9 protein-coding genes and 1 pseudogene are annotated in these 25,136 nt (G+C 43.5%); 2 read left to right on the top strand and 8 right to left on the bottom strand.

All coding sequences use genetic code 11. The features are described from left to right. Window positions 1-29 precede the first annotated feature (29 nt). The 3 genes and pseudogenes from DW182_RS22770 to DW182_RS07785 all read right to left on the bottom strand — a co-directional run. A pseudogene (locus tag DW182_RS22770) lies at window positions 30-2,975 on the bottom strand (beta-L-arabinofuranosidase domain-containing protein); the annotation flags it as partial. 651 nt (window positions 2,976-3,626) lie between these two features. Continuing rightward, a complete protein-coding gene (locus tag DW182_RS07790) occupies window positions 3,627-5,771 on the bottom strand; it encodes a heparinase II/III family protein (RefSeq protein ID WP_118295211.1) in 2,145 nt (714 codons plus the stop codon). 55 nt (window positions 5,772-5,826) lie between these two features. Further along, window positions 5,827-7,425 carry an alginate lyase family protein gene (locus DW182_RS07785; protein ID WP_118295210.1) on the bottom strand — a complete coding sequence of 533 codons (1,599 nt, stop codon included), beginning with the start codon at window positions 7,423-7,425 and terminating at the stop codon, window positions 5,827-5,829. 351 nt (window positions 7,426-7,776) lie between these two features. Here DW182_RS07785 and DW182_RS07780 point away from each other — a divergent pair, with 351 nt between their 5' ends. Further along, complete coding sequence (locus tag DW182_RS07780) at window positions 7,777-9,708, top strand: glycoside hydrolase family 97 protein (protein WP_118295209.1); 1,932 nt, start codon at window positions 7,777-7,779, stop codon at window positions 9,706-9,708. A 50-nt stretch (window positions 9,709-9,758) separates the two neighbouring features. Here DW182_RS07780 and DW182_RS07775 read toward each other — a convergent pair whose 3' ends face one another. From DW182_RS07775 to DW182_RS07755, 5 genes are all read right to left on the bottom strand, one after another. Beyond that, the gene (locus DW182_RS07775) at window positions 9,759-11,372 is read right to left on the bottom strand and encodes a hypothetical protein (protein WP_118295208.1); all 1,614 of its coding nucleotides are present in this window, start codon (window positions 11,370-11,372) and stop codon (window positions 9,759-9,761) included. A 111-nt stretch (window positions 11,373-11,483) separates the two neighbouring features. Continuing rightward, a complete protein-coding gene (locus DW182_RS07770) occupies window positions 11,484-12,926 on the bottom strand; it encodes a TlpA family protein disulfide reductase (RefSeq protein ID WP_118295207.1) in 1,443 nt (480 codons plus the stop codon). Window positions 12,927-13,019: 93 nt separating this feature from the next. Then, window positions 13,020-14,405 (bottom strand): glycosyl hydrolase family 28 protein, encoded by a 1,386-nt coding sequence (locus tag DW182_RS07765; RefSeq protein ID WP_118295206.1) that lies wholly within the window; start codon window positions 14,403-14,405, stop codon window positions 13,020-13,022. A 100-nt stretch (window positions 14,406-14,505) separates the two neighbouring features. Continuing rightward, window positions 14,506-17,628 (bottom strand): glycoside hydrolase family 2 TIM barrel-domain containing protein, encoded by a 3,123-nt coding sequence (locus tag DW182_RS07760; RefSeq protein WP_118295205.1) that lies wholly within the window; start codon window positions 17,626-17,628, stop codon window positions 14,506-14,508. Window positions 17,629-17,639: 11 nt separating this feature from the next. Then, the gene (locus DW182_RS07755) at window positions 17,640-21,011 is read right to left on the bottom strand and encodes a family 43 glycosylhydrolase (RefSeq protein WP_118295283.1); all 3,372 of its coding nucleotides are present in this window, start codon (window positions 21,009-21,011) and stop codon (window positions 17,640-17,642) included. A 212-nt stretch (window positions 21,012-21,223) separates the two neighbouring features. On the opposite strand from DW182_RS07755, the gene DW182_RS07750 reads away from it, so the two are divergent. Beyond that, window positions 21,224-25,030, top strand: coding sequence for a hypothetical protein (locus DW182_RS07750; protein ID WP_118295204.1), 3,807 nt, complete (start codon window positions 21,224-21,226; stop codon window positions 25,028-25,030). The last annotated feature ends 106 nt before the right edge of the window (window positions 25,031-25,136 follow it).

Genomic DNA, 25,136 nt, shown 5'->3' with positions numbered 1-25,136 from the left:
ATACTCAATGTGTTCTATCTTTTTAGGGAAATAATGTTCGAGACAGTTTGTGAAATGACAGGACTTCCAAAAAATGACGAGAAGCCATCTTCCTTTTGTGAACTTCCCTGTACATGGGCTATGAAGAATCCATATACCCGGTCCTGTTTATTGATCCATGGATAGGCGCCGGCCCAACCCGGTGAACTGATCTGATAGGCTTCTCCTGTTGCTTTATCAATAAGTTCCCGCCATTCTCCCAAACCATATATGCCAGTATGATGTTTTTTCAGCGCACGTTCCACATATTCACCCGGGTGAACTTCTGCATTTCCCACTTGGTCTGCTTGCATTTCATGTATGGTTTCGGGTTTCAGTATTTGCTTTTCTTCAAATACGCCATTGTGGTAGATCATATCAAGAAAACGCATGTAGTCGTGCAAAGTGGTACAGAGACCTCCACCCAACATGGGAGCGTGTCCGCCATCTGTATTCACGGGCGTGAAGTGGGAGTTTTTCATTCTTAAAGGTCGGGCTATTAATTCCTGGAATAATTCCTCGAATTCTTTATTCATTGCTTTTTCTGCCATCCGGCCGGCTATCTGCATGGCAAGTCCACCATATTCAAAGCGGGTACCGGGAGTGAAAACCGTGTCAAGCGGAAGAATCTCCATGACTGCAGAATCCAGATGATTGTAATTGTCTACGCGTGGTTCCGGCAGATAAGGGCGGACGCCCGATGTGTGCGAAAGCAACTGACGTAAAGTAATCATTCCTTTTATGTCGTTTTTAAATTCAGGAATCCATTTCTTTACACTGTCATTCCAGTCCAGTTCGGTGCAGTCTACCACTGCTCCGATTACTGCGGCGGCTACCCATTTTCCGGCAGAGGCTACATAGACTTTGGTGTCAGGGGTAAAGTTTTTGTAGTTTTTCTGAAAGATAACGCTATCGTCTCTGACTACACAGATTGAGGCTCCCGGATAGTATCCTTTATTCATCCATGAGGTGACAATGGAGTCAAGTGGCGTAAAATCATAAGCCGCCTGCCGGTTATCAGCAGGACGGCATGATGTGAATGACAGATCCCAGTATACAACGTAACGTTGGTGATGTAAGTCATACAGTGGCCTTAAAACATTGCCCTGTGATGTCTTAAATATCAGTTCCTCGCCTGTACGCTGTAAACTGTGTCCGGGGTGTTTCCGGTCTATTTGTAAGGTGGTATTCAGCTCAGCCGGAATATGATAATTGTAAGTATAGTAATCATTATATAATGCCGGATCAGAGAATGGTGCCGGAGATTGCATACCTTCTGTTCCCGATTCACCGGCCAATACCAGCGGTCCGTATAGCAGGGCTCCCTTTTGTGGATTGTCCGGCGTTGTTTCCAGTTGCAGGCTCATCGGATAATTGGCTTCAATGCGATCACCGTCTTTCCATTGGCGGGTTACGGGAATGTATGATCCCGGTTTCTGTTTTACCGATACTTTTTTCCCGTTGACGTTTACTTTCACATTTTTACTCCATGATGGATAGCGCAGATAAATCGTAGTGGTGACAGGTTTGTCCGTTTGGATGGTCAATGCAGTGTTCTCTTCTGCGGGGAAAGCTGTTTCCTGGCGCAGAGTTATTCCTTTCGCTTTCCAGTTTACCTCTGACGGGATAAAGAGGTTTACGTAGATTCCCTGGTCATTGTGATAATAGATAGCTTCTCCATATTTAGCATGGTTTTCGAAGCCGCTGCCTACGCAGCACCAGAAGGAATTCTCCCGGGTACTATAAACTTTGTGCGAGCCGGAGAGCAAAGGCAAGAAATAGGATACCATTCCCGTTTCAGGGTCTTGTTGCCCGAGGATATGATTATAGAGTGCACGTTCGTAGTAGTCGGCAACTTTGGCATCTCCTGTCCAGCAAAACAGGTGGCGACTGAGTTTCAGCATATTGTATGTACAACAAGTCTCACCGGTATATCCGGTCAGATGTTTGGATAATTGTTGTGGATCGAAATAATGCTCTTTATCACTGCTGCATCCCGGTGCAAAGGTATGATGGTCTATCATGGTATGCCAGAAAAAATCAGTCAGTTTCCGACTGTCATTATCCTGCGTCAGCTCGTAGTTGCGTGCTTCGGCAAGAACTTTTGGGATAAAGGTATTCGTGTGCTTGGTTCCTAAATCATCGCGTTGTTCTTTCAGCGGATCGATAACGTCATTGTGATAGAAGAACTCTGCGAGCCATTGATAACGTTCGTCACCGGTGATGGCGTAGAGATTATAGAAAGATTCGTTCACACCACCGAATTCATTCCGTATCATTCTTTTCCGGGTGGATTCATCCAGCGGTTTAAGTTTATTATAAGCCCAGTCACCCATGCGGGTAACGACTTCCAATGCCTGTTTGTTATCTGCATAGAGGTATTGGTCGATCAATCCGGAGAAGAGTTTGTGCAATGTATACCAGGGTGCCCATACACTTGTCCCACGTATGTTCCGGTTGATCAATTCTTCCGGATATGCACTGAGATACCCGTTTCCCAAAGCTGCCTGTACTTCTGCCAGACCTGTAACAAGACTGTCACCTTTCAGCTTGAATATTTCGCTTCCGGTAGATGCGTACATGAGTGCATAGGCTGATAGTAAATGCCCTGTTGTATGTCCGCGCAGTTCGCAGTCCAGTGATTCCCAGCCGCCCAGTTTCTTTACGGTCATATATCCGCCTTCACGTCCGGCAAATACTCCGGCGTTGTTGCGGAAACTGTGTAGCAAACGATTGGTTGCTATAGAAGTCATCCAAACAGAATCACGTGTCATATTGTCGCGAAAGCGGCTTGGTAATAAACGCACGTCTTTTAAGTCGAAACTCTCTACCTGTATCGGCGCTGTTGTCACTTTTTTCATTTTTCCGGCATGCTGTCCGGGATAAATGGATTGAGCGGAAAGATCGGTTGATAGAACCGCACAGATTGTCATTAGGATCAAACTCTTATTTCTCATAATTCTTTTGTTAGTTCTTTCTTTATATATACGAAGTAGAGGGATATATTACTCAAAACCGAAAAGAAAGGAATTATTTCACCACAGAGTAACACAGAGTATCACGGAGTTCTATTCTTTTGGTTTCAAATCGATTAAACTCTACGAGACTCTGTGTTACTCTGTGGTGAAATAATTCATAACCCTAAGGAAGATTATGTATCAAGTTGTTTTTTAATGATTACATAACTAAAAGTGCCGTCAGAAGCCTTTCTGGACGGGGTGACTGTTTTTTACTAAAACCTTATCGGATTTTTACTAATTTTCCGGTAGATTTTTACTAATTTTCAGTCGTGAATTTAGTAAAAATCCGAAGCCCTTTTAGCAAAGGGTGGGACGGATGTATTATGTGTAACTATTTTTCTCTTATTTATTTTCCCAACCGGAGAAAAATAACTTAGTAATAGCTGATTGCAGTGCAGACCTTTATTTGTGTAATTCGCGTAATTTGTGTTTTGTTCACAACCGTGCAGTAATGAGTTTTCACCACAGAGTAACACAGAGTATCACGGAGTTCTATTTTTTTTTGATTTCAAACAGATTAAACTCTGTGAGACTCTGTGTCCTCTGTGGTGAACTAATTCATAACTCAGCAGAAATGAACTAGTCTCGTCAACGGATTACTTTATATTTTTTAGTGTAAGAATCGAAAATGGATTCATTAGCATTGCGCACATAACTTCCATATCCGATGAACCATTCCAATATGTTTTTGGAAACTGCGGGGTCAGTTCCTTTCTTATAAGAAAAGGCAAGTAAATATGCATCTGTATCCCAACCGTTCACATTTGTGCAGGAATTCCGGTGCATAATATGCCCATCTGCCCGTGTGTTTAAATAAACATCTGTTATTTTGTCACCTTTAGCAATACGGACACCTTGCAGATCGTCTCCTTTCAGGCGGGTTACCTGAGGAATATTTTTACTTGCAGGAGAATCTTTCAAGATGATTGCCGTTATAAACTTGACACTTTGTGCCTTTATCGGATAGGTTACCGAATAATACGTTTCCATTTCGTCGGTCTTCTTAGCTTTGGGACCCTGGTGAGCTTTCAGTTTCAGATTATAAGGGAAATCATGTTCGAAGTCGCTTTCTGTCAGATAGTCCGGCCATAAAGGGCGTATATCCACAGCAGCCTGTTGGTTGACGACACTCAAATCAATACCATTTTTCCTGCTTACTCCATCCGGGTGAAAAAGCAGACTGAATGTACCGTCTTCATGCGAACAGACATCATCAATAACCAGTATTACATCATCTATCCACAAAAAACTACGGTGGTTTTTAGAAAAGTAGCGGGAAGTAGGCCCGGTCACGTTGGCCAGGATGTATTTGATATTTCCTTCGTCTGTAAGATGATGCAAAGAACCATCGAGCATCGAACCTTTGTACTGTTGCTCTTGAGGCTGGGCCTGTCCATTAAACAACAGTACATTATGGGCCTGGCTGTGGAAGAAATATTCACGATACCACGGATTGGGATACCAACAGTTTCCGCCATCCTTAATTACTTGCTGTCCATTATGAAAAAGGATAAATGAACCTGCGTCTGCATGAGAGTGATTCCATGTATGCCCGCATTTCACTCCTAACAGGGTTGTGTTTTTCTCCCAAGAAGTACGCATCACACTCCAACCCATTCTTTCATATACCGCAGATAGCGACAGGGAAGGTTGCAGCGGAGCAGCGGATAAATCTGGAGTGTACAATAGTCCCATGGGTGTATCAGTCGGCATACTTTCTTTGGCCTGGTTTTTCCGTACCTGTGTGAGATACCATAACATATCCGTTTTCTGAAAACCTAACGCCCAAAGTAATTTCAAGACTCCTTCACCATTGGCAGCAATGTTGCTGTCGCCAAAATAAAGGGAAGGAAGATAATCACCGTCGGCAGGATAACAGGTATACATAAAATAATCTGCTGAACGTTCAAATAGCTTCCTTTCCGGCCATTCTGCCCGGGGATTGAAATTCTGCATGGCAAGGCGGAAGGTCAGGTATTGGGTGAGCCCGTAATTGGCGTAACTCACACTTTCGTAATAAGCTCCATTATCGAAGTTAGCAGGTTTGTTTTGTAAAATATCTCCTTGGAAATTAGCCCAGTCTGTTGTTGCCCTACTTACCATATCAATCCATTCGGCAGCCTCGGGAATTTCGTTGCTGACGGCCATGGCAGCGATTCCGGTCATGGCAATACAGGATGCCCAATAGTTGTGCCCCATGGAATTGATTGCATGGAAGCGTGTTGCCGGTGATAGCCAATCGTGCAGCGTCGGACGGATTCCTATTTTGTAAATGGCTTGTGCCAGTTCTTTCCGTTCTTCATCTGAGAGTTCGTTATAGATAGCATCGAAACCGATAGCCATTTGATGATTGGCATGGGCGGTGCTTAGCAATGAAGTCCAGGCAGGTTCCCGATTCAGCATATCCTTTGCTTCGAGGGTTTCTTTTCCACCTGTCTGCCGGATTGATTCTTTGATCTTATCCGCATATCTTTTTTCGCCTGTCACCTGGTATGCCAATGCCAGATATTCCAACTTGCGGTAAGGATTGTTTTCTTTCAAGGCTTCCCTGGCTACTTGTTCTACCTGGGTATAATTGGCTTTGACTTCTTTATCCGATTTGAGTTGTTCTTTCAGTGTCGCTATCCGATCGGGGGTAAAGAACAGATAGGGGTGTTGTTGCTGCGCCCGGATTGAGAAAACCAGGGAACAAAACAGAATGAGCGTCAGTACATGTTTTCTTTTATTTCTCATAATTTCTTTGTTAATTCTTTCTTTAGTATATATACGAAGGAGAGAAATATATTACTCAAATATCTTCCAGCTTTTCAAATGAGCGAATCCATTCCACAATTACCGGTTCATTACCGATATTCCCAAAATTGAGAATAAGAGTAATGTTTGCTGGTCTTTCTGTGAAGTGCGTTCCATTATTTGACAGATAGTCTGTAATCTTGAATACATAGATATCTTTTCCTATCTTCTTTGCCTTATCCGAATCTAACTTCCAAAATTCCGGAGCACTGGCAACGCTATAGCTTAATTGTAACCAGTCTTTATTTGCGGATGCTGGAATCTTGGGTGCCTTTACGGCAATATACGGATAGTTTCCTGCCTGGTAGGAAATCCTTTTCTTTTGCATATTTACTCCGGATGATACAAATGACATTAGATTATCCACCTGTTTATAAGAGCAATTGGCGAAAGCCCATCCTTCCAGTTGGGAAAGATCTTCATTTATTTGTCCGGGGACTTTTCTTTCATTTAAGTCCTTTCCCAAATAGAACAGCAGGCTGCCGAAGCCCGGGTTATCACAAGTAAATCCCGGTCCTTCAGGACGTATCATGCCTAATACAATTTGGGTATATGGCATTTCTAACCCTTTGCGTTCAACATAGTGATTGTAGGCAATTTCAAATAATGAGCGGAAACGTCCCATCCCTTCTTCCCCTAACGTAGTCCAGTTTGAATATTTTCCGGTTATATCTTTCCAGGTAAAGAAAGGTACTTCATAGCCCAGATTAGATTTGGCCAGGTATTCATAACCTTTCATAAGGCGATTATCCAAAGCGCCATACAGGTCTCTGCCTTGTGTCCAGGCTATTTCGGCAATTTCTGAGAGGCATCCTAACCCTAACATGGCATGTTGCTGGTCACGTCCACTTTCCTGTATCTGGCCGGATTCTGCTACGTAGTTGGGAAGAGTTCCATTGTCATGGCCTTTCAGAAAAAACTCTATAGCGTCTTCATACAACTTTTTATCGTTCAGAAATACTCCGAATGCCATTTGTGCCTTAGTTACCGCAATTCCCCAGTTACCGTTGGTGTAAGGTTTGGTATTGTAGAAAGTAGTAAGTATCGGCTGGAATACATTTCGGAACATATTTTCTACTTTGGGTGTATCTTTTGCATCCCATCCGTTAGTATGTTTATCTGCTGTATATGTATATCTCATGATTTCTGCTGCATTTACCAGCATAAATCCTTGAAGGCCGGCACAAAGCGGATCGTCCGGACCTTCTATTTTCTTTAGGGTACTTGCATACGCTCTGATAATCTCCATTGCTTTGTCTGCATGAGGCTCTTTTCCTGTGACTATCCAAAGAATGGCATTGTAGTAAGCTGCATTAAAATCTCGTTCACAAGGATCTTTGGTATAACCATATCTGCCGGCACGACTGATAGTTTCGAAAGGTCCTTTTATGCAATAATCAGCTTTTCCCTCAGGCATTCCTCTCATGATGTTGAATGAACCGTAAGCCGGTTGGATCTCATTTCTGACAAGTTCCCGGATTCTTTTTAATGAAGATTCAGAATGAAGTAAGCCCGGATGAATAAACTCTTGACTGTTTATATTCAGCATATAAAAGAGAAGAATAAATAATGGAATAAATTTCTTTTTCATCATATTCTTAAAATAATAAGGTTAATACATATTAGATAGAAGTCAATATATATTATATAGTCTATTATGTGCGAATTTACCTAAAGCAGTATTATACTTTTTAGTTTAATTATGAAAAATCATTCTATGAATAATGTATTATGAAACTAAAATGTGTTTTCAGACGGGAATAGCTGAATTTAGTTACGATCCATATTGAGTAAAAGAGCTTGCCTATTCGTTTTTATTTTAAATGCTGGTCTGGAAGAACTATAATTTAATAACTTTGAATTATGAATTATGAATTATGGTATGAAAGCATTTTTAAGGCGGTTTATTGATATGTAAAGTAATAATATAAAGTAGAATTCTGAAATGAAAAAATTATTTGTAGGAGTATTATGTGTAGTTTTGTCTTTGAGTGTACAGGGCAAAGAGGTGAATATGACATCACCGGATGGAAAATACCAGTTTACGTTGAGTGATAGCGGTGGACAGTTACATTATTCTTTGACCTGGAACGGAAAACAGACAGTAAAACCTTCCTTATTGGGAATCAATGCAAATGTAGAATGGCGGGATGGACTTGAAATAGGGACTGTGGATAGTAGTCAGAAAGATACGATCTGGCATCCGGTTTATGGTGAAAGAAGTGAAATTAAAGACTGCTATCATGCATGGAAAATAGTTGTCAACCGTCAGAACGGACGTGATAAGCTTATTCTTGATGTCCGAGCCTATGATGAGGGAATTGCCTTCCGTTACCATTTTCCGGGTGGACAATATCTGAAGATTACAGATGAGTATACAGAATATACCATGCCCGAAGGTACTAAAGCCTATTTTACTCCCAAAGCCCAGACCCCGTATTCTTATCTGCCTCTTGAAAACTGGCCGGGCGAATCGGACCGTCCGTTGCTGCTGACACTGGCAGATGGAGGATATGTCTGCCTGGCTGAAGCGCAAGTGGTGGATTATGTACGTACGAAGTTCAATGTGTCACCGACTAAAAAGAATACGGTTATATCGGCTATGTATGGTCCGGTAGAAGATATTGCTCCTTATTCTACTCCGTGGCGTGTAATCATGTGTGCTGACAAGCCGGGTGAGATTTTGGAACACAACGATATTCTGTTAAATCTTAATCCGCCATGTCGGATTAAGGATACTTCCTGGATTAAACCGGGAAAGGTGATGCGTGAAGTAACCTTGACCACAGAAGGTGGAAAAGCTTTGGTAGACTTTGCTGTAAAACGGAATCTGCAATATATTCATTTTGATGCCGGGTGGTATGGTTTTGAGTATGATAAGGCTTCTGACGCTACTACCGTAACACTCGATCCGCGTAGAAATCCGAAAATAGATGCCCTGAATCTGAAAGAAGTGGTTGCTTATGCAAAGCAGCATGGTATCGGAGTTATACTCTATGTCAATCAACGGGCTTTGCAGCAACAGTTGGATGAGATACTCCCTTTGTATAAATCATGGGGAATTTCGGGGATTAAGTTTGGGTTCGTACAGGTGGGTTCGCAGGTGTGGACTAAGTGGATGCACGAAGCCGTAAAGAAGTGTGCTGATTATGGACTGATGGTGGACATTCATGATGAATACCGTCCGACAGGCTTTAGTCGTACTTATCCTAATCTGATGACTCAGGAAGGTATTCGCGGCAATGAAGAATTTCCGGATGCCACTCACAATGTTACGTTGCCTTTTACCCGCTTTGTAGCCGGAGCAGCCGATTATACAATATGTTACTATCGCCAGGACTTTGGCAGGCTGAACGTTGAAAAAGATAATTATGGTGTTCCTCGTTCTAAGTCCATCCAGACTACACCGGCGCATCAACTGGCATTAGCAGCTGTCTATTACAGTCCCCTGCAATATATGTATTGGTATGATAAGCCTTCGGATTCGCAGGACGAACCGGAATTAAAGTTCTTTGATGATGTGTACACCACCTGGGATGATACGAAGGTTTTACAAGGTGAAGTCGGTGAGTTTATTACTGTGGCTCGCCGGAAAGGAGAGGAATGGTTCATAGGTTCAATTACAAATAATGATGCACGGACGTTACCGGTTGATTTGAGTTTTCTGCCTGCCGGAAAAGATTATGTGGCTGAAATCTATACGGATGGCGACAAATCTATTCCTACACGAACGAAAGTCAGAGTCTCAAAATTCCGTGTCAATGCCAAGACTGTGTTGCATTTTAATTTGAGGGCTTCGGGAGGTTCTGCCATTCGTTTAGTACCTGAGCTGACTAAGGATAAATCTTTGAAAACCTATAAACAACAGAAGTTGTGATGAAATATGTAAAAGTGACAGATAGAATAAAAGTTACTTGGTAGTTGCAGTTATTTCAGGATATAAAAACTGCGTTCCACCGGCTCGGCCGTTTGTACTTTGCCTGCAATACCGTATTGCCAGGCAACTACCGTTACTTTTACCGGGAATTTACTGCGGGGTGGGATAGGAGTGAATACAATTTGGTCTCCTTCTATTTCAGCCGGACCTTCTTTGATGTAGTAAGAGACGGGCAGTCCACAATCACTTGTGGCTTTTAAAGATAAAGGACTGCTTCCCGCTTTCACATCGGGTAATCCTGGAAATAATATGTATTGCCTTTGTCCTTCCGTATTCCGGTAAGGGATGCGGATACTGACTTCCTGAACAGTACTTTTATACTTCCGGTCTCCTGCCTGGCTTGCCAACAGACATATATCACCGGTACGGCGCGGATTATTCATACCCATCCGATAGAAAGATACCATGAATGTGGTGTCATTTACCTTTTCTACTGGTCCACAGATGCGGCTGATTACCGGTGTTGCATCTGTATGCTCATCAGATAGTTTGGTTCTCAGGGAATCCGTACATACGGCTTTCAGATGGAAAGTGATTCCATCGGCTTCCGGATTGAAGCGGGGCTGTACACGTACATGCTGCTTCTTGTCGTATGTCAGTAAACTGCCGTTTTGCTCAAAACCCAGATACTGTTCTTTCTTTCCGCGGCTTTGCGTATACCGTGCTTCAGTCGCTTCCGCTATTTCACGGTCAAAATACCAGAAAGCATCATGAGGATCACCTTTATATTGTGAATAGGGGGCGGCTTTGACTCGCTTCTTTTGATCGGGATGCCAGCGTTCTGCCAGCCAGCCTTTGGTTGGGTTTACCGGATTCAGTTTTACTTTACCGTCTTTCGTTACTTCATCAGTCAGTCGTTGATTGATAGCTTTTTCCAGAAATAGAGCAATGTATGCGGCTGTTTCATCTGCTACATCGAAATGTCCCCGTCCTGCGTCACACAGAAACGAGATGCAACTTTCAGGATACATCATGCGGAAAGCTAGTGCCGGATTTACCCGGGCTTCCCACCATTCATATTCTCCTTCAATCATCAGTCCGGGTATTCCATCGATATTACGGGTACGTCCCCATTCCAAGTTCTCACGCCCGTAGCCGGTAAGATTTGTGCGCGGAGCATCGCCATGCAAGGAAATGATAGCCAAGGTACGTTCCGGATTCCATGCTGCGAAATTCCAGGGATAAGTAGCCATAGCCGAATGGCCTATGGGAACGATGGGGACATTTTTCAGTTCGCTATATCCGCTGACGTCTGCCAGGTCGACCATCATTTTCTCAAATATCTGTTGTGTGCCTTTCGATACATCCCATTGCTGATCGATACCGGGAGTTATCCATACAAAGCCGATTCCCAGCTTCTGCATCTTTTCGCGGAAAAGTGGATTATCAAAAAGAGTTTCTTCGCTCATATTGTGTTGTCCTACAATAATTGCTTTTACCTGCATACAGTCAGCGGGTATCCACAAGAAAGCTGTAGGATTCCGGTTCGTTTCGTTGGAAATAAATCCGTCAAGAGTCACAGACCATTGCCATTCCCCTGCTCGCAAACAGGGAGAGAGGAAAAGCAAAAGGATCATTGAAAAAAGCAGTCTATATCTATTCATTGTTCTTTGTTTTTATGTTATATAATACGAACGAAGAATAAGCTTCACTCAAAGATAAAGGAACCTGTTTTTACTGTATTTTGGTGTGTTTTGGTACTCGTTAACAATTGTTTATTTAGAGGCTTCTTTCAGTTGTTCCGTTAGCTTATCCATATTTTCCGGGCTGGCTGCCGATGGGAATTGCAATTCCCCTTCTTTATTGACAATGGCATAATGCGGGATTGACAGTATGCCGTTCCGCCCGAACTTCTCATAAATTTCCATTTTGAAAGCCTCATTGATGATGACATGCTCTCCTTTTAAGTTATAGTGCCCTGTCATCTTTTTCCAGAGTTCAGCTTTCTGGGGAGTATCGATGGAAACATACAATAACACGATATCATTTTCAGCAGCATATTTCTGCAAAGGTTTGATGTGTGCAAACGAAGCACGGCAAGGACCGCACCAGGTAGCCCATACGTCGATGAAGATCACTTTACCCGGGTATAAGTCAGTAATTTCCTTAAAGGTGCGTACACTGTCCGTATTCAATATATGAATGTCTTTCGGAAGTTCGGTTTCATTGAACGCTTTGTTCTTCTGTATCGCTGTTTCTAATTTCGGCATCAGTACGCTTTGGGGATATAATGTCTTGAACTCCTCATACAGTGCAGGAATACCGTTTGCAAAATATTCGCGGCTTTCATCTTCTAGAATGAGAAGTCCCATTGCAGCTTCTTGTACCCGGCCTTGTAGATTTGCTTTATACCAATCGAATAACAGCTGATTGCGTTCATTGTCATCATTCGTGCGCCTTTCATGTTTCATAAAAATATCTATGCCTGCCATATTCGATATGACATCTGCAAATGCGGGTGAGAATGCACTTTCAGCCTGACCGACGTTTGCAAAATCCAACATCTGGGCGTAAGTGTCGTCCCATTCCTTCCTGACCGTTTCGGAACCTCTCCGGTAGTTACCGAAATATTGATTCATATATGCCATCAAAGCCTGTATACGTATATCTTGTACGGCTCTCTGCCTGAACTGATCGTCCACTCCTGCCACTTCTTTTTCTAATGTAGTAGCGTAGTCTGTCAGCTTTTGATATACGGATGAGGCAATCGTGTCCTTACTGACGTTAAAGACATCTCCCTTGCGTGCACGCAGATTAAAGACATTTTCATTCAGATCAGCCAACTTCTTGAGTATTTCATTTTCTTTCGTCAAGCCGTCAACCGGGTTTAGTTCATTAGATTTAGAAGCGTCGATATCAAGCGTCTGTTTTCCCGGAGTAAGATAGATACTGCCTAAGTTTCGCTCACCATATAGAAGAAGAGTCAGCTTTTCGTTACCATTTACAGGTAAGGTAATCTGATACGTGCTGTCGGCATTTAAGCGTAAAGTATCAATCTTGTTCGGTAAGTAAATGCCATCTGTAGTGATGTTATATACAATGGGAGTGCCGGATGTATTCGTTACTTTGCCTTCTAAAGTAATACTCTTCTGGGTACATCCGCTTAGGAGCATAGTGGTTGCTATGCCGCCAAGGCATAAAGATTTGATGAATTCCATTATTTGTTTTTCATTTAGTTCATAATCTGAGACGCTAAAATAGTAATAAGGTTACACCAGGACAATTATTTTCTGTTATTTCTCGATGATTACTTATTTTATCTTAATGCCTTTTATAAAGTTATTGGTTACTACCCCTTTCAAGTCCTTCATCCGTTCTTCATTGATTACTACATTTTCAAACGTCACGTTTTGCACGGTTCGTTCTTTGTCCAATCCTTGAATTAACGATGTATTTTCTCCCACACCTGTATATGTAATATTCCTGAAAGTAATGCCTTCAATACCGCTTCCCGGCTGTTTATCATATTTCTCGTTGAAACGTACTTTTACATAAAACAGCCGTCCTTCCTGAATATTCTCTACCCGGATATCTTCGAAAAGAACATTACGAACCTGATTCTTATCACCACAATCCACTGTCATGCAACCCTGATAAATCGGATCATCCTCGTCATGTTCCAGAATGTCGATGTTACGGAAAGTCAGATTCTCTATTACTTCTCCTGTCGGTGAGTCCGGATCGCCATGACCACCTATATTAATGGGATGTGCCACATCTGCCCAAAGAATAGAGTTCTGCACTGTGATATCCGATGAACCTCCCCACCAGTTCCAACGGTGATTGTACAAAGCAATGCAATCGTCCGAATTGCGCATAAAGACATTGTCAATAAGTACCTGGCGGCAACACATCATATCTATGCCATCGCTCCAACCTTTGCAACTGAATGATTTCAGGTTTTTGATAGTGATTCCTGTAGACCCGCCGCCGAATACCGTATAATGGTCAGGGTTCACTACAGTAATTCCGTCTATCAGTACATTTTTTGAGTCGGTTATCTCTATACCCCGTATCGGATGATCTAAGATACCTCGTCCGATGATCCGAACATTTTCTGCTTTATCTACCAGAAGTTTTGCTTTTACTACTGCTCCTGGTGCCAGATATACGGTTGTATTACCGGAAATACGGATTTGATTATTAGGTAAGTCTTTGGGGCGGTGTATTCCCGGACCGAAGTACATAATGCCTTTTTCTTCTTTATCATATTTTTCTGTTTCCAAAGGATTGGCAAAGAGATGCAGATTATGCAGTCGGTCACCATTAAATTCGATGGAGAGATATTGAGGTTGCCGTAAAGTGAAGAGAATGGTGTTTTGTATCTGCTTGTATTCAATACCTTTATTCGAAGGGCGGATTGCTACGTCATGCACTGTGCCATTATTCTTTTTCACCATGATTTCTACAGGACTGCCCATATCAAATTGTACCATGGAAGCATCCTGTACATTGTCCATGTCCACTTGCACTTTGTATTCGAACAAGTCTTTCCATTCACCACCGGGGATACGTACACGTACCGTGTAATCATCATTATGAGGCATGCCCGGATTTAAACTTTCGGGATATGTCACTAACTGTGCCTGTATGGACAAGCAGAAAAGAATAGAGAAAAGTATTGATATATACCTCATGATATAAGTATTTTTAGGTTTATACGTAAAAATACGAATTAAGGTGAGATATTACTCAATATAATCTCTATTCTTTTCTACCATCTTCTTAGTGAACTGTTTATTTAGTCAATATGCTGTTTTTTACAGGAGTCATGATAAACGTAAATTCATAATCTCCGTAAGGCAACATGAATTCCGGTTCCGGCAGTGCGCTCCAACTATCGATGCATGCTAATCCCATTTGTGCTTTATCAATCAGTACATTCGTTAAATCAGCTTTTTCAATCTCATGCGAATGTCCTTGTTGTTTCTCCCAACCTTCATCCAGTGACTCGATAGTATAATGCAGGGCAGAAGCTGAGAACGGAGCCTCGGCTATAAATTGCAGACCATTACCACTGATGTTCAATTGTTTCCACCAGCGGATATCTGTTTTAGTACCGTTTTCCTGTGGACGAATGTAAGGGTAGAACTGTTCATCTACTGTTTGATTGTAGATTCCCAGGTCAGTGCAATGATTGCGGTTACTGTAATTTTCTATGGGACCGCGGCCGTAATAAGAGATGTTCTCATAAGATTTCGGCATAACCAGTTGCATACCGAAACGGAACATATTAGATACTTTCGCATTCTTATCGGCTACCATTTTCTGATTCACTTTTATGCTACCTTTATTATTGATAGTATAAGTGAGATACAATTTGGCAGAAACATTCTTCATGTCATATTCAGCGGAAATAATTACCTGTTCGTCTATCGTTTCGTTCTTCAGAGAGACAAGTCGGATATCCGGATTCTTCCAGGCTATATACTTTTGCTGTAATTTTGCACCATAATCATTGTCAGTTGGAGCACGCCAGAAGTTTGGAGTCAGTGCGCCACCTTTTTTAATCAGATTCATGCCGTTAACGATGTAGCGATCCATATATCCGGTAGATCTGCTGAACCGGATAAGAAAATTTTCTCCTTCCACAAAAAGGTTACTGATATTTTGGTCATTGACTTGCGGGACAACTGCCGGTGTATAATTATCAACGACATTTTCTAAGTTCATTGTAGGAACTTTATATGCATTCACCACCAACTGGTCTTTGGCAACCACATGCCCCATAGGGATCAAACCCTCACGATTTTTCTGGATATAGCGGACATTCAGTAACCATTCATTGTTTTCATCCGTTCTGTCCCAGTCGAGTTTTAGTGAAGCGGTTTGTGTGGGTGGCACATTCAGGTTTTCTATACGACCGCCACGCACAGGAGTGCCATTCTTTAATAGTTCCCATTCCAGATAATAAGCTGAAAGATTACGGAAGAAATTCTCATTATAAATTTTAATTTCGCCTTTGGAAAGATCGCCCGCAGTGGTTCGGATATTCTGATAGAAATAACTTACTTCATAAATGTGAGGATTGGGGATGCGGTCCGGATTCAACAGACCATTGTCACTGTAATTAAGGTCTCCGGTTCTGAAGTTATCGAAATCGCCATCATATCCATAAATCATCTTGCCATCTTTGCCGGTCCAGCGGGGAGATTGGTCTATCAGGTCCCAAATGAATCCTCCCTGGAATTTGGGATATTTACGAATGAGATCCCAATATATCTTAAAGTCTCCCAGAGCATTGCCCATGGCATGTGCGTACTCACACATAATCATCGGTTTCTGTTTACTGTCGTCTTCATTATAACTGATACATTTGGAGTAAACCGGGTACATCGGGCAATAAACATCCGTAGTGGAACCCGTATCATAGGCTTGCTCAAAGTGTATGAAACGGCTTGGATCTTCCAACTTTATCCATTGGTAGCAAGCCTCAAAGTTTGCCCCGTTGCCGCACTCATTTCCCATTGACCAGAGGATGATGCTGGGGTGGTTGAAGTTACGTTGTACATTCCGTTGATTACGTTCTAAGTGGGCTTTCTTATAAGCGTCAACCTTAGCCAGAGTCGTTTCTTTGAATCCCATTCCATGAGATTCCAGATTAGCTTCTGCTACTACATAGAGGCCATATTTGTCACAAAGTTCATACCAGAAACTGTCATCCGGATAATGGCAGGTGCGAACGGCATTGATATTGAACATCTTCATCAATTGAATGTCCTGAATCATACGTTCGCGTGAAATGACATAACCACCGTCCGGGTCCATTTCGTGGCGATTGGCTCCCTTAATTAGTATCGGCTGACCGTTTACGAGGAGTTGTGCATTTTTCATTTCTATTTTACGGAAACCTACTTTCAAAGGAATCACTTCACTAACCTTGCCACCTTCTTTTACTGTGGCACGGAGGGTGTATAAATAAGGAGTCTCCGCACTCCATTTATGCGGATTTTCCACTTCTATGGAGGTAGATACATTACCGGAACCTCTGAGCTCCGTGGTTACGACCGTCCGGTTCTGAGCATCGAGCAATTCCAGTGTAACCTGATTATTGCCTTTCAGATTCAGGTTGATTGCTAAAGAACCGTTTTGGTACTGACTGTCCAAATCGGGAGTTACGCGGATATCCTCAATGCGTTTTTTGTTGCGGGTGTAGAGATAGCAATCACGTGCAACTCCATGATAGCGTAAGAAGTCCTGGTCTTCCAAATAGCTGCCGTCGCACCAACGGAACACCTGGAATGCGATGAGATTTTTTTGTCCCGCTTTCAAGTAGGGAGTCAGATCAAACTCTGCTTCCAGTTTGCTGTCTTCACTATAGCCGACAAACTTTCCATTTACCCATAAATAGATATTCGAATAGACGGAGCCGAAGTGGGCGACGATATCTTTACCTTTCCAGTTGGCAGGAACCGTTATTTCCCGGCGATATGAGCCGACGTGATTATCTTCAACAGGAAGTTCCGGCGGATTGTTCTTGCACCAGCCTTTCCGCAGTTTCCAGTCGAACCCTACACCGGAATAGAGAGGAACGTCATATCCATTCAGTTCCCACATCGCGGGAACTGCCAGATTATCCCACCCTTTGTCGTTGAAATCAGTTTTCCAGAAGTCCGTGGGGCGGGCATCCGAATCTTTCGTCCAACGGAATTTCCAAATACCATTCAAAGTCATATAATTGACTGATTTTTCTTTCACAGCCTCGGTGGCTGCTTCTGTGTTTTCGTAAGCAAAGAAGTGGGTGTGCATTGGGGCACGGTTCACTGCATTGATTTCCGGGTCTTGCCATTCGCGGAAAGTCTGTGCATTTCCCGAAAGCATACATACACATAAAAGTCCTGATAAAAGATGTTTTTTCATTTTGTTATAATTTACAATGTCGGTATTACTTCTATAATAGAATCGTTTTCATCAAATTCCAGTTTGTCAATGCATACTTCCCTATGGAATCCGGCGTTTCTTCCCATGGTCACAGCATCCGGAAATTTGAAACGGTGGTAGATTATGCGCCATTCATCCTTATCTGGAAGTGACAGAATAGAATGATGCCCTGTGCCGAAGATCCCCTGTTCAGGTTTTTTGCATAGAATAACTTCACTTTTGGAGGCTTCAATAGGACCAACCGGAGACTTGGTACGTACACAGCGTACCTGATATTCGGGACTGCGGGTGTCATTTTTAGACCAGGTAAAGTAATAGTAACCGTTTCTGTAAAACACATGGGCCGCTTCGCTGTAGTAAGTATCATTGTCTATCAAAATCCGTGTCGTATTCGGTTTGATGGACACCATATCCTCATTCAGTTCACATACAGCCATATAATAGTTTCCCCAGTACAAATACGTCTTACCGCTTATAGGGTCCGTAAAGACATCCGGGTCAATGTTCTGTCCTTTACTCATACCTCCGGGACGTGTCTTGTCGATCAAGGGTTTGCCCGAATCAATGAAAGGACCTGTCGGGCTATCGGCAACGGCTACTCCGATTTGTTGTTCTGCCGTATAATAGTAATAATACTTATAACTGCCATCCGCCTGTTTCTTCTCAATGATGCAGGGAGCCCATGCATTCTTCTTAGCCCAGGATACATCCTTTAAATCCAGGATAATCCCTTCTTCTTTCCAGTTCATAAGGTCGTCCGAGGAGAACGCCTTGAAAGCTGTACTTCCCCAGTTCGGTATTCCGTCAGTTGTAGGATAAATATAATACCTTCCTGTTTTTTCAGAATACATCACTTCCGGATCGGCGTAGAATCCCGGGAGTATCGGATTCTTTCGGATAGAAGCCGTAGATACATACTTTCTTTTATTCTTCTGCCAGTAGCTTTCCAACCTTTCTGCTTCTTCCATTGTCAGGTGGATGACTGCTCCATGCTTGGGAGCTGTAAAGTTGGTGGTTTTCATCACTCCTTCGTTAAAGCGTCCCAGGTTTTTAAAGTTTACGAAATCGGGCGTTTCAATGAAAGCGAAATTATGTGGAGTAACACTATATACGTCATACATCAATACCCATTTGTCTTCACCGATACGTTTCCATACGTTGGGGGCTTCACATGCTTTGGGCTCAAAATCATACCATCGCGGGTCGAACTCATAATTTCCGTTCGCCCTGTCCGAAACAGCATGTTTGATACCCGCCGGACCATCATGGGCAACATAGAACAGATGATATTTGTCACCTGCTTTTGTTATGTCTCCGTCAATGGCCGAAGTCTTTTCGTTTGGATATTCGAATAGAATCTGGGGCAGTGTTTCGATGGTATCGAATTCGTCATTCACATAAACATAGTATAGTTTGTTTGCCTCATTACGGAAACGCATGGTGAAGTAAATCATCAGTTTGCCTTTTTGTGCATCGTAAGTCACTTCGGGTGCCCAGGCACAACCTATTTCACTCATGCCTGCCGACATCTTATCGAAACGGATGTTTGTGCGTTTCCAGTTTATCAGATCCCAGGATTTCATTAGTACCAGTCCGCGGTTATTTCCCCAACCATATTTGCTGTCCCGTTCCCATTGGGTGGTCCGGTAGCCGTCTCTTTGTGCAAAGACGTGTAAATCTGTCATTGCAAGATAGAAAGCTCCGTCCGGTCCGCGATAAATATGCGGGTCGCGTATTCCTCGTTGATAAGCAATCGTATCTCCGGCAATCACCGGTTCGCCGTCGTTCAAGGCTGTAAAAGTATATCCGTCATGACTGACAGCCATGTACAGGCCGTGAGTTTCATCTTTATGGAAAACCATCAGATACGCACTCATGTTTTTCTCCTGCGGAACAGCATTCCGGTAACGGAATTGGCTGAACCCGGCATCTCCTTTTCCGCAGGAAAGTAAACCGACACGCAAAGCAAAGAACCCTTTGTAGTTATTATGATGCATATACGAGACGTCTACATCTTCTGCCAATACAGTCCAAGCATTGCCGTCTTTGCTGACCATCATTTTCACTTTATTCCCTTGGTTCTTCAATTTTACCTTAAAGTTTCGTCCTATCTTATTGGGAATGGTTTCTGTCTGTTCAGCGTTTTTATATACTGTGAAGTTTTTTCCGTCAGATACCACGCCTGCAAAAGCCTTTTCATTGTAGAAAAGCACTAATCCGGCTTTATTGCCTTTGCCAACCTGTACGTCGACCTGGGTTTCATAGCATTTATCTTCGGGTGTAATGAGCAACAAACGCCCGTCAGCCGGAGAACTGCCCTTAGCGTTCATTCGGAGTGTGTTATTCTTGAAAGAGAGCTGACCGGGAGCATACTCTTTCCAGAAAGTCCACTGCATGCCTAGACTTGTTTTCGTAAAATCATCATTCAGGTTTAGTCCGTGTTTGATGTCCGGATTGGCAGGTAGGGAAGTGGCAGTCTTGGTGGGTCGAAACCATCCATCCGAACTATATTCCATAGGCTCAATCAAAGTTTGCCGTCCCAGTGTGTGATAGCCTTTCGCATAAGCATGATACACCATCCACCAATTACCGTTAATGTCATCTATCAGTGTGCCATGACCTTTCGACCACCAGTTGTCGGCGGTACTGTACGTATGTACCACCGGATTGTAAGGAGAATTCTCCCAAGGACCGAAGATGCTTTTGGAACGCGCCATTACACACATGTGGCTGGTGGCAGGTCCGGCTGTACCTCCTTCGGCGGAAGTCATATAATAATAGCCATTCTTGAATAGAAGTTTGGGAGATTCCAGATACATATCATCTCCTTCTGTTTCCCAGTTTTTGGGATATACCCATCCGTCATAAACCTTCTTGTTTTCACCTGTTATTTTCAGCCCGTCATCGCTCAGTGGTGCCACCCAACCATTATTGGTAAAAAGATAACGGTGTCCGTCTTCACCCACTACATGTCCCGGGTCAATTCCCCTGACATCCAGCTTTACAGGCTTACTCCACGGACCGCGGATGTTGTCGGCATAAATGACGTAATTTTCGCCTTTGGAAGTAGGGTAGTAGATGTAATACTTATCTTTATATTTCAGCAAATCGGGAGCCATGGCCGAACCTTCGTATTCGGGGCATGCACGACACACAGGTTTCCAGTTCACCAGGTCTTTTGAATGCCAGATTAAAAATCCCGGTGCATAGAAGAAAGGGGAGTGAGTCATGTAATAATCTTCCCCCTCGCGCATGATGGAAGGGTCGGGATAATCACCCGGCAAAATCACTTTCGGATATTCCTGTGCATCTGTCGGCATTGCCGTTAAGGCAAGTAAAATAAGTAGTAAGAGTTGTTTCATGATATACATCTGTACTAAAATTATATTTAAAGTTATTATCTGTTTTCGGTTCCTTTTGTTAATACGAATTGAGAATGAATTGCACTTACTGCCAATCAAAATAATATGGTTATCATTTGTTTTTCCAGTGGAAAATGTATCTTTGATAGCAATTGGAATGAGTGGCAAATCGCTTTCATTCGTAGTTTATTGAAATAATCAATAGATACTTCATGATGAAAAAGACATTATTAACGTTGGTATGTACCTTTGTTGCTTTATGTGCGTCCGCCCAAAATACCTTTCAGTTGAAGACTTCGGGCACAGATCCGCAATTATTGGTGGTTCAATATTCCGGTGAGGACAAACCCGAAAAAGGAAAGAAGTTCTTATTTAATATTTCCGTAAACGGTACTCTTCTTTATACGGAAGGATTAAACCGAAACCGTCACGGACTGTTTGAGGTAGTATATCCCATTCCGGATTCTGTTTTGCAGGGCAAGTCTTCCGCACTTGTTCGTTTTGAAGCATATGACGAGACGGCATCCGTGGGCAAGATTTATGATGTTTCCATAGTTCGTCAAAAGTTGGAAACCGGAATCTTTACCGACAGAAAGAACTGGCAGGGCTTGGCTAAAGACTGGACGTGTTCTTCTGATGGCACTTTTATTTATACGGAACCGGATGGGCCTCAACATCCTTATGTCAATCAGTCCGTCATTGATCTGATGTCTTATTACGCTCTGGAAGTTAATCTGAAACTGACTGGTGTGGACAATATTCCTGTGGAAGTTTTTGCTTCCGCCAAGAATCTGAAAGCAGGAACGGACCTGGACAAGGAAAATAGATACGATACCCGGCGTGCCCGTTTCACTCTGCAAAGGCAGAAGAATGGAGAGTGCAGGTTACTTATTCCTTTTTCCGTTTTTGATACTCCCAAAGCGTCACAGAACACCATCCGGCGTATAAAGTCCATCGCCTTCCGCCTGTCCGGTGAAGGTGGGGGCAAAGTTAAAGTACTTTCCACCCGATTGCTGGAAGGAAATTCTGTGAAAACAACAGCCGACTGTTATTCAAGACCCGGTGAACCCGGCGATACCATTATTTATCCGGTGACCGTCACCAATTGCGAACCGACATCGCAGTCTGTTTACTTTTCCATTCAGAAATATGGTTGGGAGGCTTTTCCTGCCACCGTTGAACCTGCACAGTTGGAATTAGCCTCCGGTGAAACCCGGAAAGTGAATGTATGCGTGATAGTTCCACCGGGTATCCCTGCCGGAGGGAGGGAAAAACAAACTTTGCAGATTCTTCCTTCTGCCAATCCGGCCGCAGTCCAAACATTAACGTTTACCACCCTGCGTAGCATGCCGCATCCGTTTACCATCCATACGGCTGAAGGATGGGATGAAGTGCGAAGGAAAGCTGAAAATTACGACTGGGCGAAAGACCGCAAAGAGCGTTATGTACAGGATGCCAAAGCATGGATTGTCCCCCTGCGTCCTCCTTATGTGGCTAATGGAGACGGTATTCCTTATCTTTGTGCCACCACCCACGAACATGGTTTGATGAATAACGCCATAGCCTGGCAACTGACCCGTAGTCCGGAATATGCCCGCAAAGTGAAGCAGTTCTTGTTGATGATAAGCGATTATCAGAACGGTTTTCCGCTTACTCGGAAAGCTTCCCACCAGTCGTCTGTTCAAGAGGGGCACTTTTTCCAGCATTTGGCGCAGGCATACGATTTGATTCAGGATGCCGGAATACTGACTGATGCGGAATGTACGCAAATTGAATATACGTTCCGGCTCTATATAGACTTGTTTCTCCGCTATAAAAGTACCGGGGGCGCCAACTGGGCTGTGTCCCAACTGACGGGTGTTTTCTTCTGCGCCCTCGCCATTCAGGACTTCCAGCTTGTGGATGAAGTGCTCTATGCTCCCTCCTGTCTGATAGATAAATTCCGCACCTACACTATGCCCGATGGATGGTGGTACGAGTGTACCGTCAGTTACAACCTGTGGGTGGCAAGTGAATATGTACAGATAGGGTTGGCTTTGAATCCTTTCGGCTATTCCTTATTGACAGAGAAATTTCCGGTAGATTATAATCTTACCCCTGAATATAATAAGGTAGGTGCTAATGAAGACGCAGATCGCCGTAATTTGCATCACGGTCATAGTTTCCGTATTCGCGGCCCTATTCATCAGCCTTATGTCACCATCAAGATGATGTCCGATGCCTTGCTTCCCTTTCTTGATTATCGCGGTTGGATATTCGGCATCAACGACGCTACGGAACGTGAAGTGGGTGGAGACAGTTTCGAAATGGCCTATTACGCTTTTCGTGATCTGCGATATGCGGCATTCATACGTATGACGCCTAAAAGGAACGATCTGATTTACGGCGTACCGGAACTGCCCGATGCGGAACCCGCCGAAGTGCGCGGAGCTTATGCCGACAATGCCGGAGCACTGATGTTGCGTTCCACTCAAAAGGATGCCCGCGAGAAGATTCAGGCTGTATTGAAGTATGGAACCCATGGAGGTTATCACGGACATTTCGACCGGACCGGATTACTGTCATTGATGCGCTACGGACGTAGCTTCTACAATCCCGAAATGGTATGGTACAGCTATGCCCCCTACATGTACAACTTCTATGTGCAGACCAGCATCTCCAAAAATATGGTTACCGTCGACTTGAAACAGCAGGAAGCTGACGATAGTAAGCGTAGCCTGTTCCATACGGGCGATTTGTTTCAGGCGGGTTGTGTAGAAGGCACTGCCGCATGGAGTTATCCGGCATACGGCGGACTCCGCCACAGCATGAAAGGTCCGAGAGATTTTAAAGAAAAGACGGAATGGGAAGCCCGCTATTTCCCTATTCCCGATAAACATCCGGAGTTCGGTGTGCTGACCGGATTTACCGAACCCATTTTCCAACGCCGGTTGATGGTAGTTACCGATGATTATGTTGTTCTTGCCGACTATGACAAGAGCATGGAGGACAAGCAGCACCGTTTCGACCTACTGTTCCAGGTGAAAGGCTTGCTGGGACTTACTGCGGATCAAAAAGAGCATATCTCTCATACGGCACAGCTCGGCACTGACCCTTTAAGTGCCGCCCCTTTGGTGACGGATGTCAACCACTATTCTGTAACAGGAACCCTGAAAGCCAGCTTCCTGACGAAGTTCGGTCCGGATGCCGACAACCGTGGAACGCGCATATCCGGTGAGCCGGGAAATCTTTATATGGACATTTATAATGCCTGGCCCAATACCCAACGAACAGCTTTCACCGGGCGTGCTCCCGAAGATCACGGAACGCAGCGCAACCTGAAGTACACGGTAGAGGGAGATGGTAAACTACTTGCCGGAGGCAATTTCGGTGCCTGGATTTTGGGCGAAGGAAAGGTGGATATTGATATTACGGGTATCCGGAAACTAACTCTGTCCTCTGCCACTCAACATGCTAACCGTTCTAAGACTCTATTCTGGGCAGAAGCCATTCTGGAAACGAAAGACGGTAAACAAATTCGCCTTGCCGATCTTCCGGTTGTCAAGAACAACGTGCAGGATAATCTTTTTGGGAATACTAGAGACTATGCCGATGGCCGCATCAATATCAGTGGAGAAAATTACAGTTGGGGGCTTCCTGCCGAACCTGTGAATGCAGGTTTTGAAACTCCTGCTCAATATACTTTTGATTTGGATGGGCTTCAGGCCGTCCGTCTGAAAACAGTTATCGGTGGAGATTATCCTCTGGGTGATGAGGCTGAAAGGCGCATTACTTTCGGGGTGCGCATGGACGCTGCTCAGGTTCGTTACCTGACTGTCATAGAGCCTTTTGAAAAAGAGAATAGTGTACAGTCTGTATTTGCTCCTTCGGCAGATAGACTGATTGTAACATTGAAGGATGGCAGGGAACAACGGTTCTATTTTTCAGGAATGGAAGAGGAGGGAGGTGTACCTGCCGTAAAGATGGAAGAATGGAAAGAAGGTGTGCTGTTGCGTGAAGAACATACAGTATGTGATTAAAAAAAGAATGCGGAGTTCATCACGAGCTCCGTATTAACAAGATAAAAAGTGAAGAGGATACTAAATAAGACAGTATCCCAAGGAAATGCGCATCATCTTTGGAATG

Origin of the sequence: Bacteroides sp. AM16-24 (assembly GCF_003471885.1) — a bacterium.
Classification (GTDB): Bacteria; Bacteroidota; Bacteroidia; order Bacteroidales; family Bacteroidaceae; genus Bacteroides.
This window is presented reverse-complemented; position numbering and strand designations above follow the sequence as displayed.

Excerpts from the sequence above, each read along its gene's own strand:
- DW182_RS07790 (WP_118295211.1), bottom strand. The coding sequence starts at position 5,771 with ATGAGAAATAAAAGAAAACATGTACTGACGCTCATTCTGTTTTGTTCC.
- DW182_RS07785 (WP_118295210.1), bottom strand. The coding sequence starts at position 7,425 with ATGATGAAAAAGAAATTTATTCCATTATTTATTCTTCTCTTTTATATG.
- DW182_RS07780 (WP_118295209.1), top strand. The coding sequence starts at position 7,777 with ATGAAAAAATTATTTGTAGGAGTATTATGTGTAGTTTTGTCTTTGAGT.
- DW182_RS07775 (WP_118295208.1), bottom strand. The coding sequence starts at position 11,372 with ATGAATAGATATAGACTGCTTTTTTCAATGATCCTTTTGCTTTTCCTC.
- DW182_RS07770 (WP_118295207.1), bottom strand. The coding sequence starts at position 12,926 with ATGGAATTCATCAAATCTTTATGCCTTGGCGGCATAGCAACCACTATG.
- DW182_RS07765 (WP_118295206.1), bottom strand. The coding sequence starts at position 14,405 with ATGAGGTATATATCAATACTTTTCTCTATTCTTTTCTGCTTGTCCATA.
- DW182_RS07760 (WP_118295205.1), bottom strand. The coding sequence starts at position 17,628 with ATGAAAAAACATCTTTTATCAGGACTTTTATGTGTATGTATGCTTTCG.
- DW182_RS07755 (WP_118295283.1), bottom strand. The coding sequence starts at position 21,011 with ATGAAACAACTCTTACTACTTATTTTACTTGCCTTAACGGCAATGCCG.
- DW182_RS07750 (WP_118295204.1), top strand. The coding sequence starts at position 21,224 with ATGATGAAAAAGACATTATTAACGTTGGTATGTACCTTTGTTGCTTTA.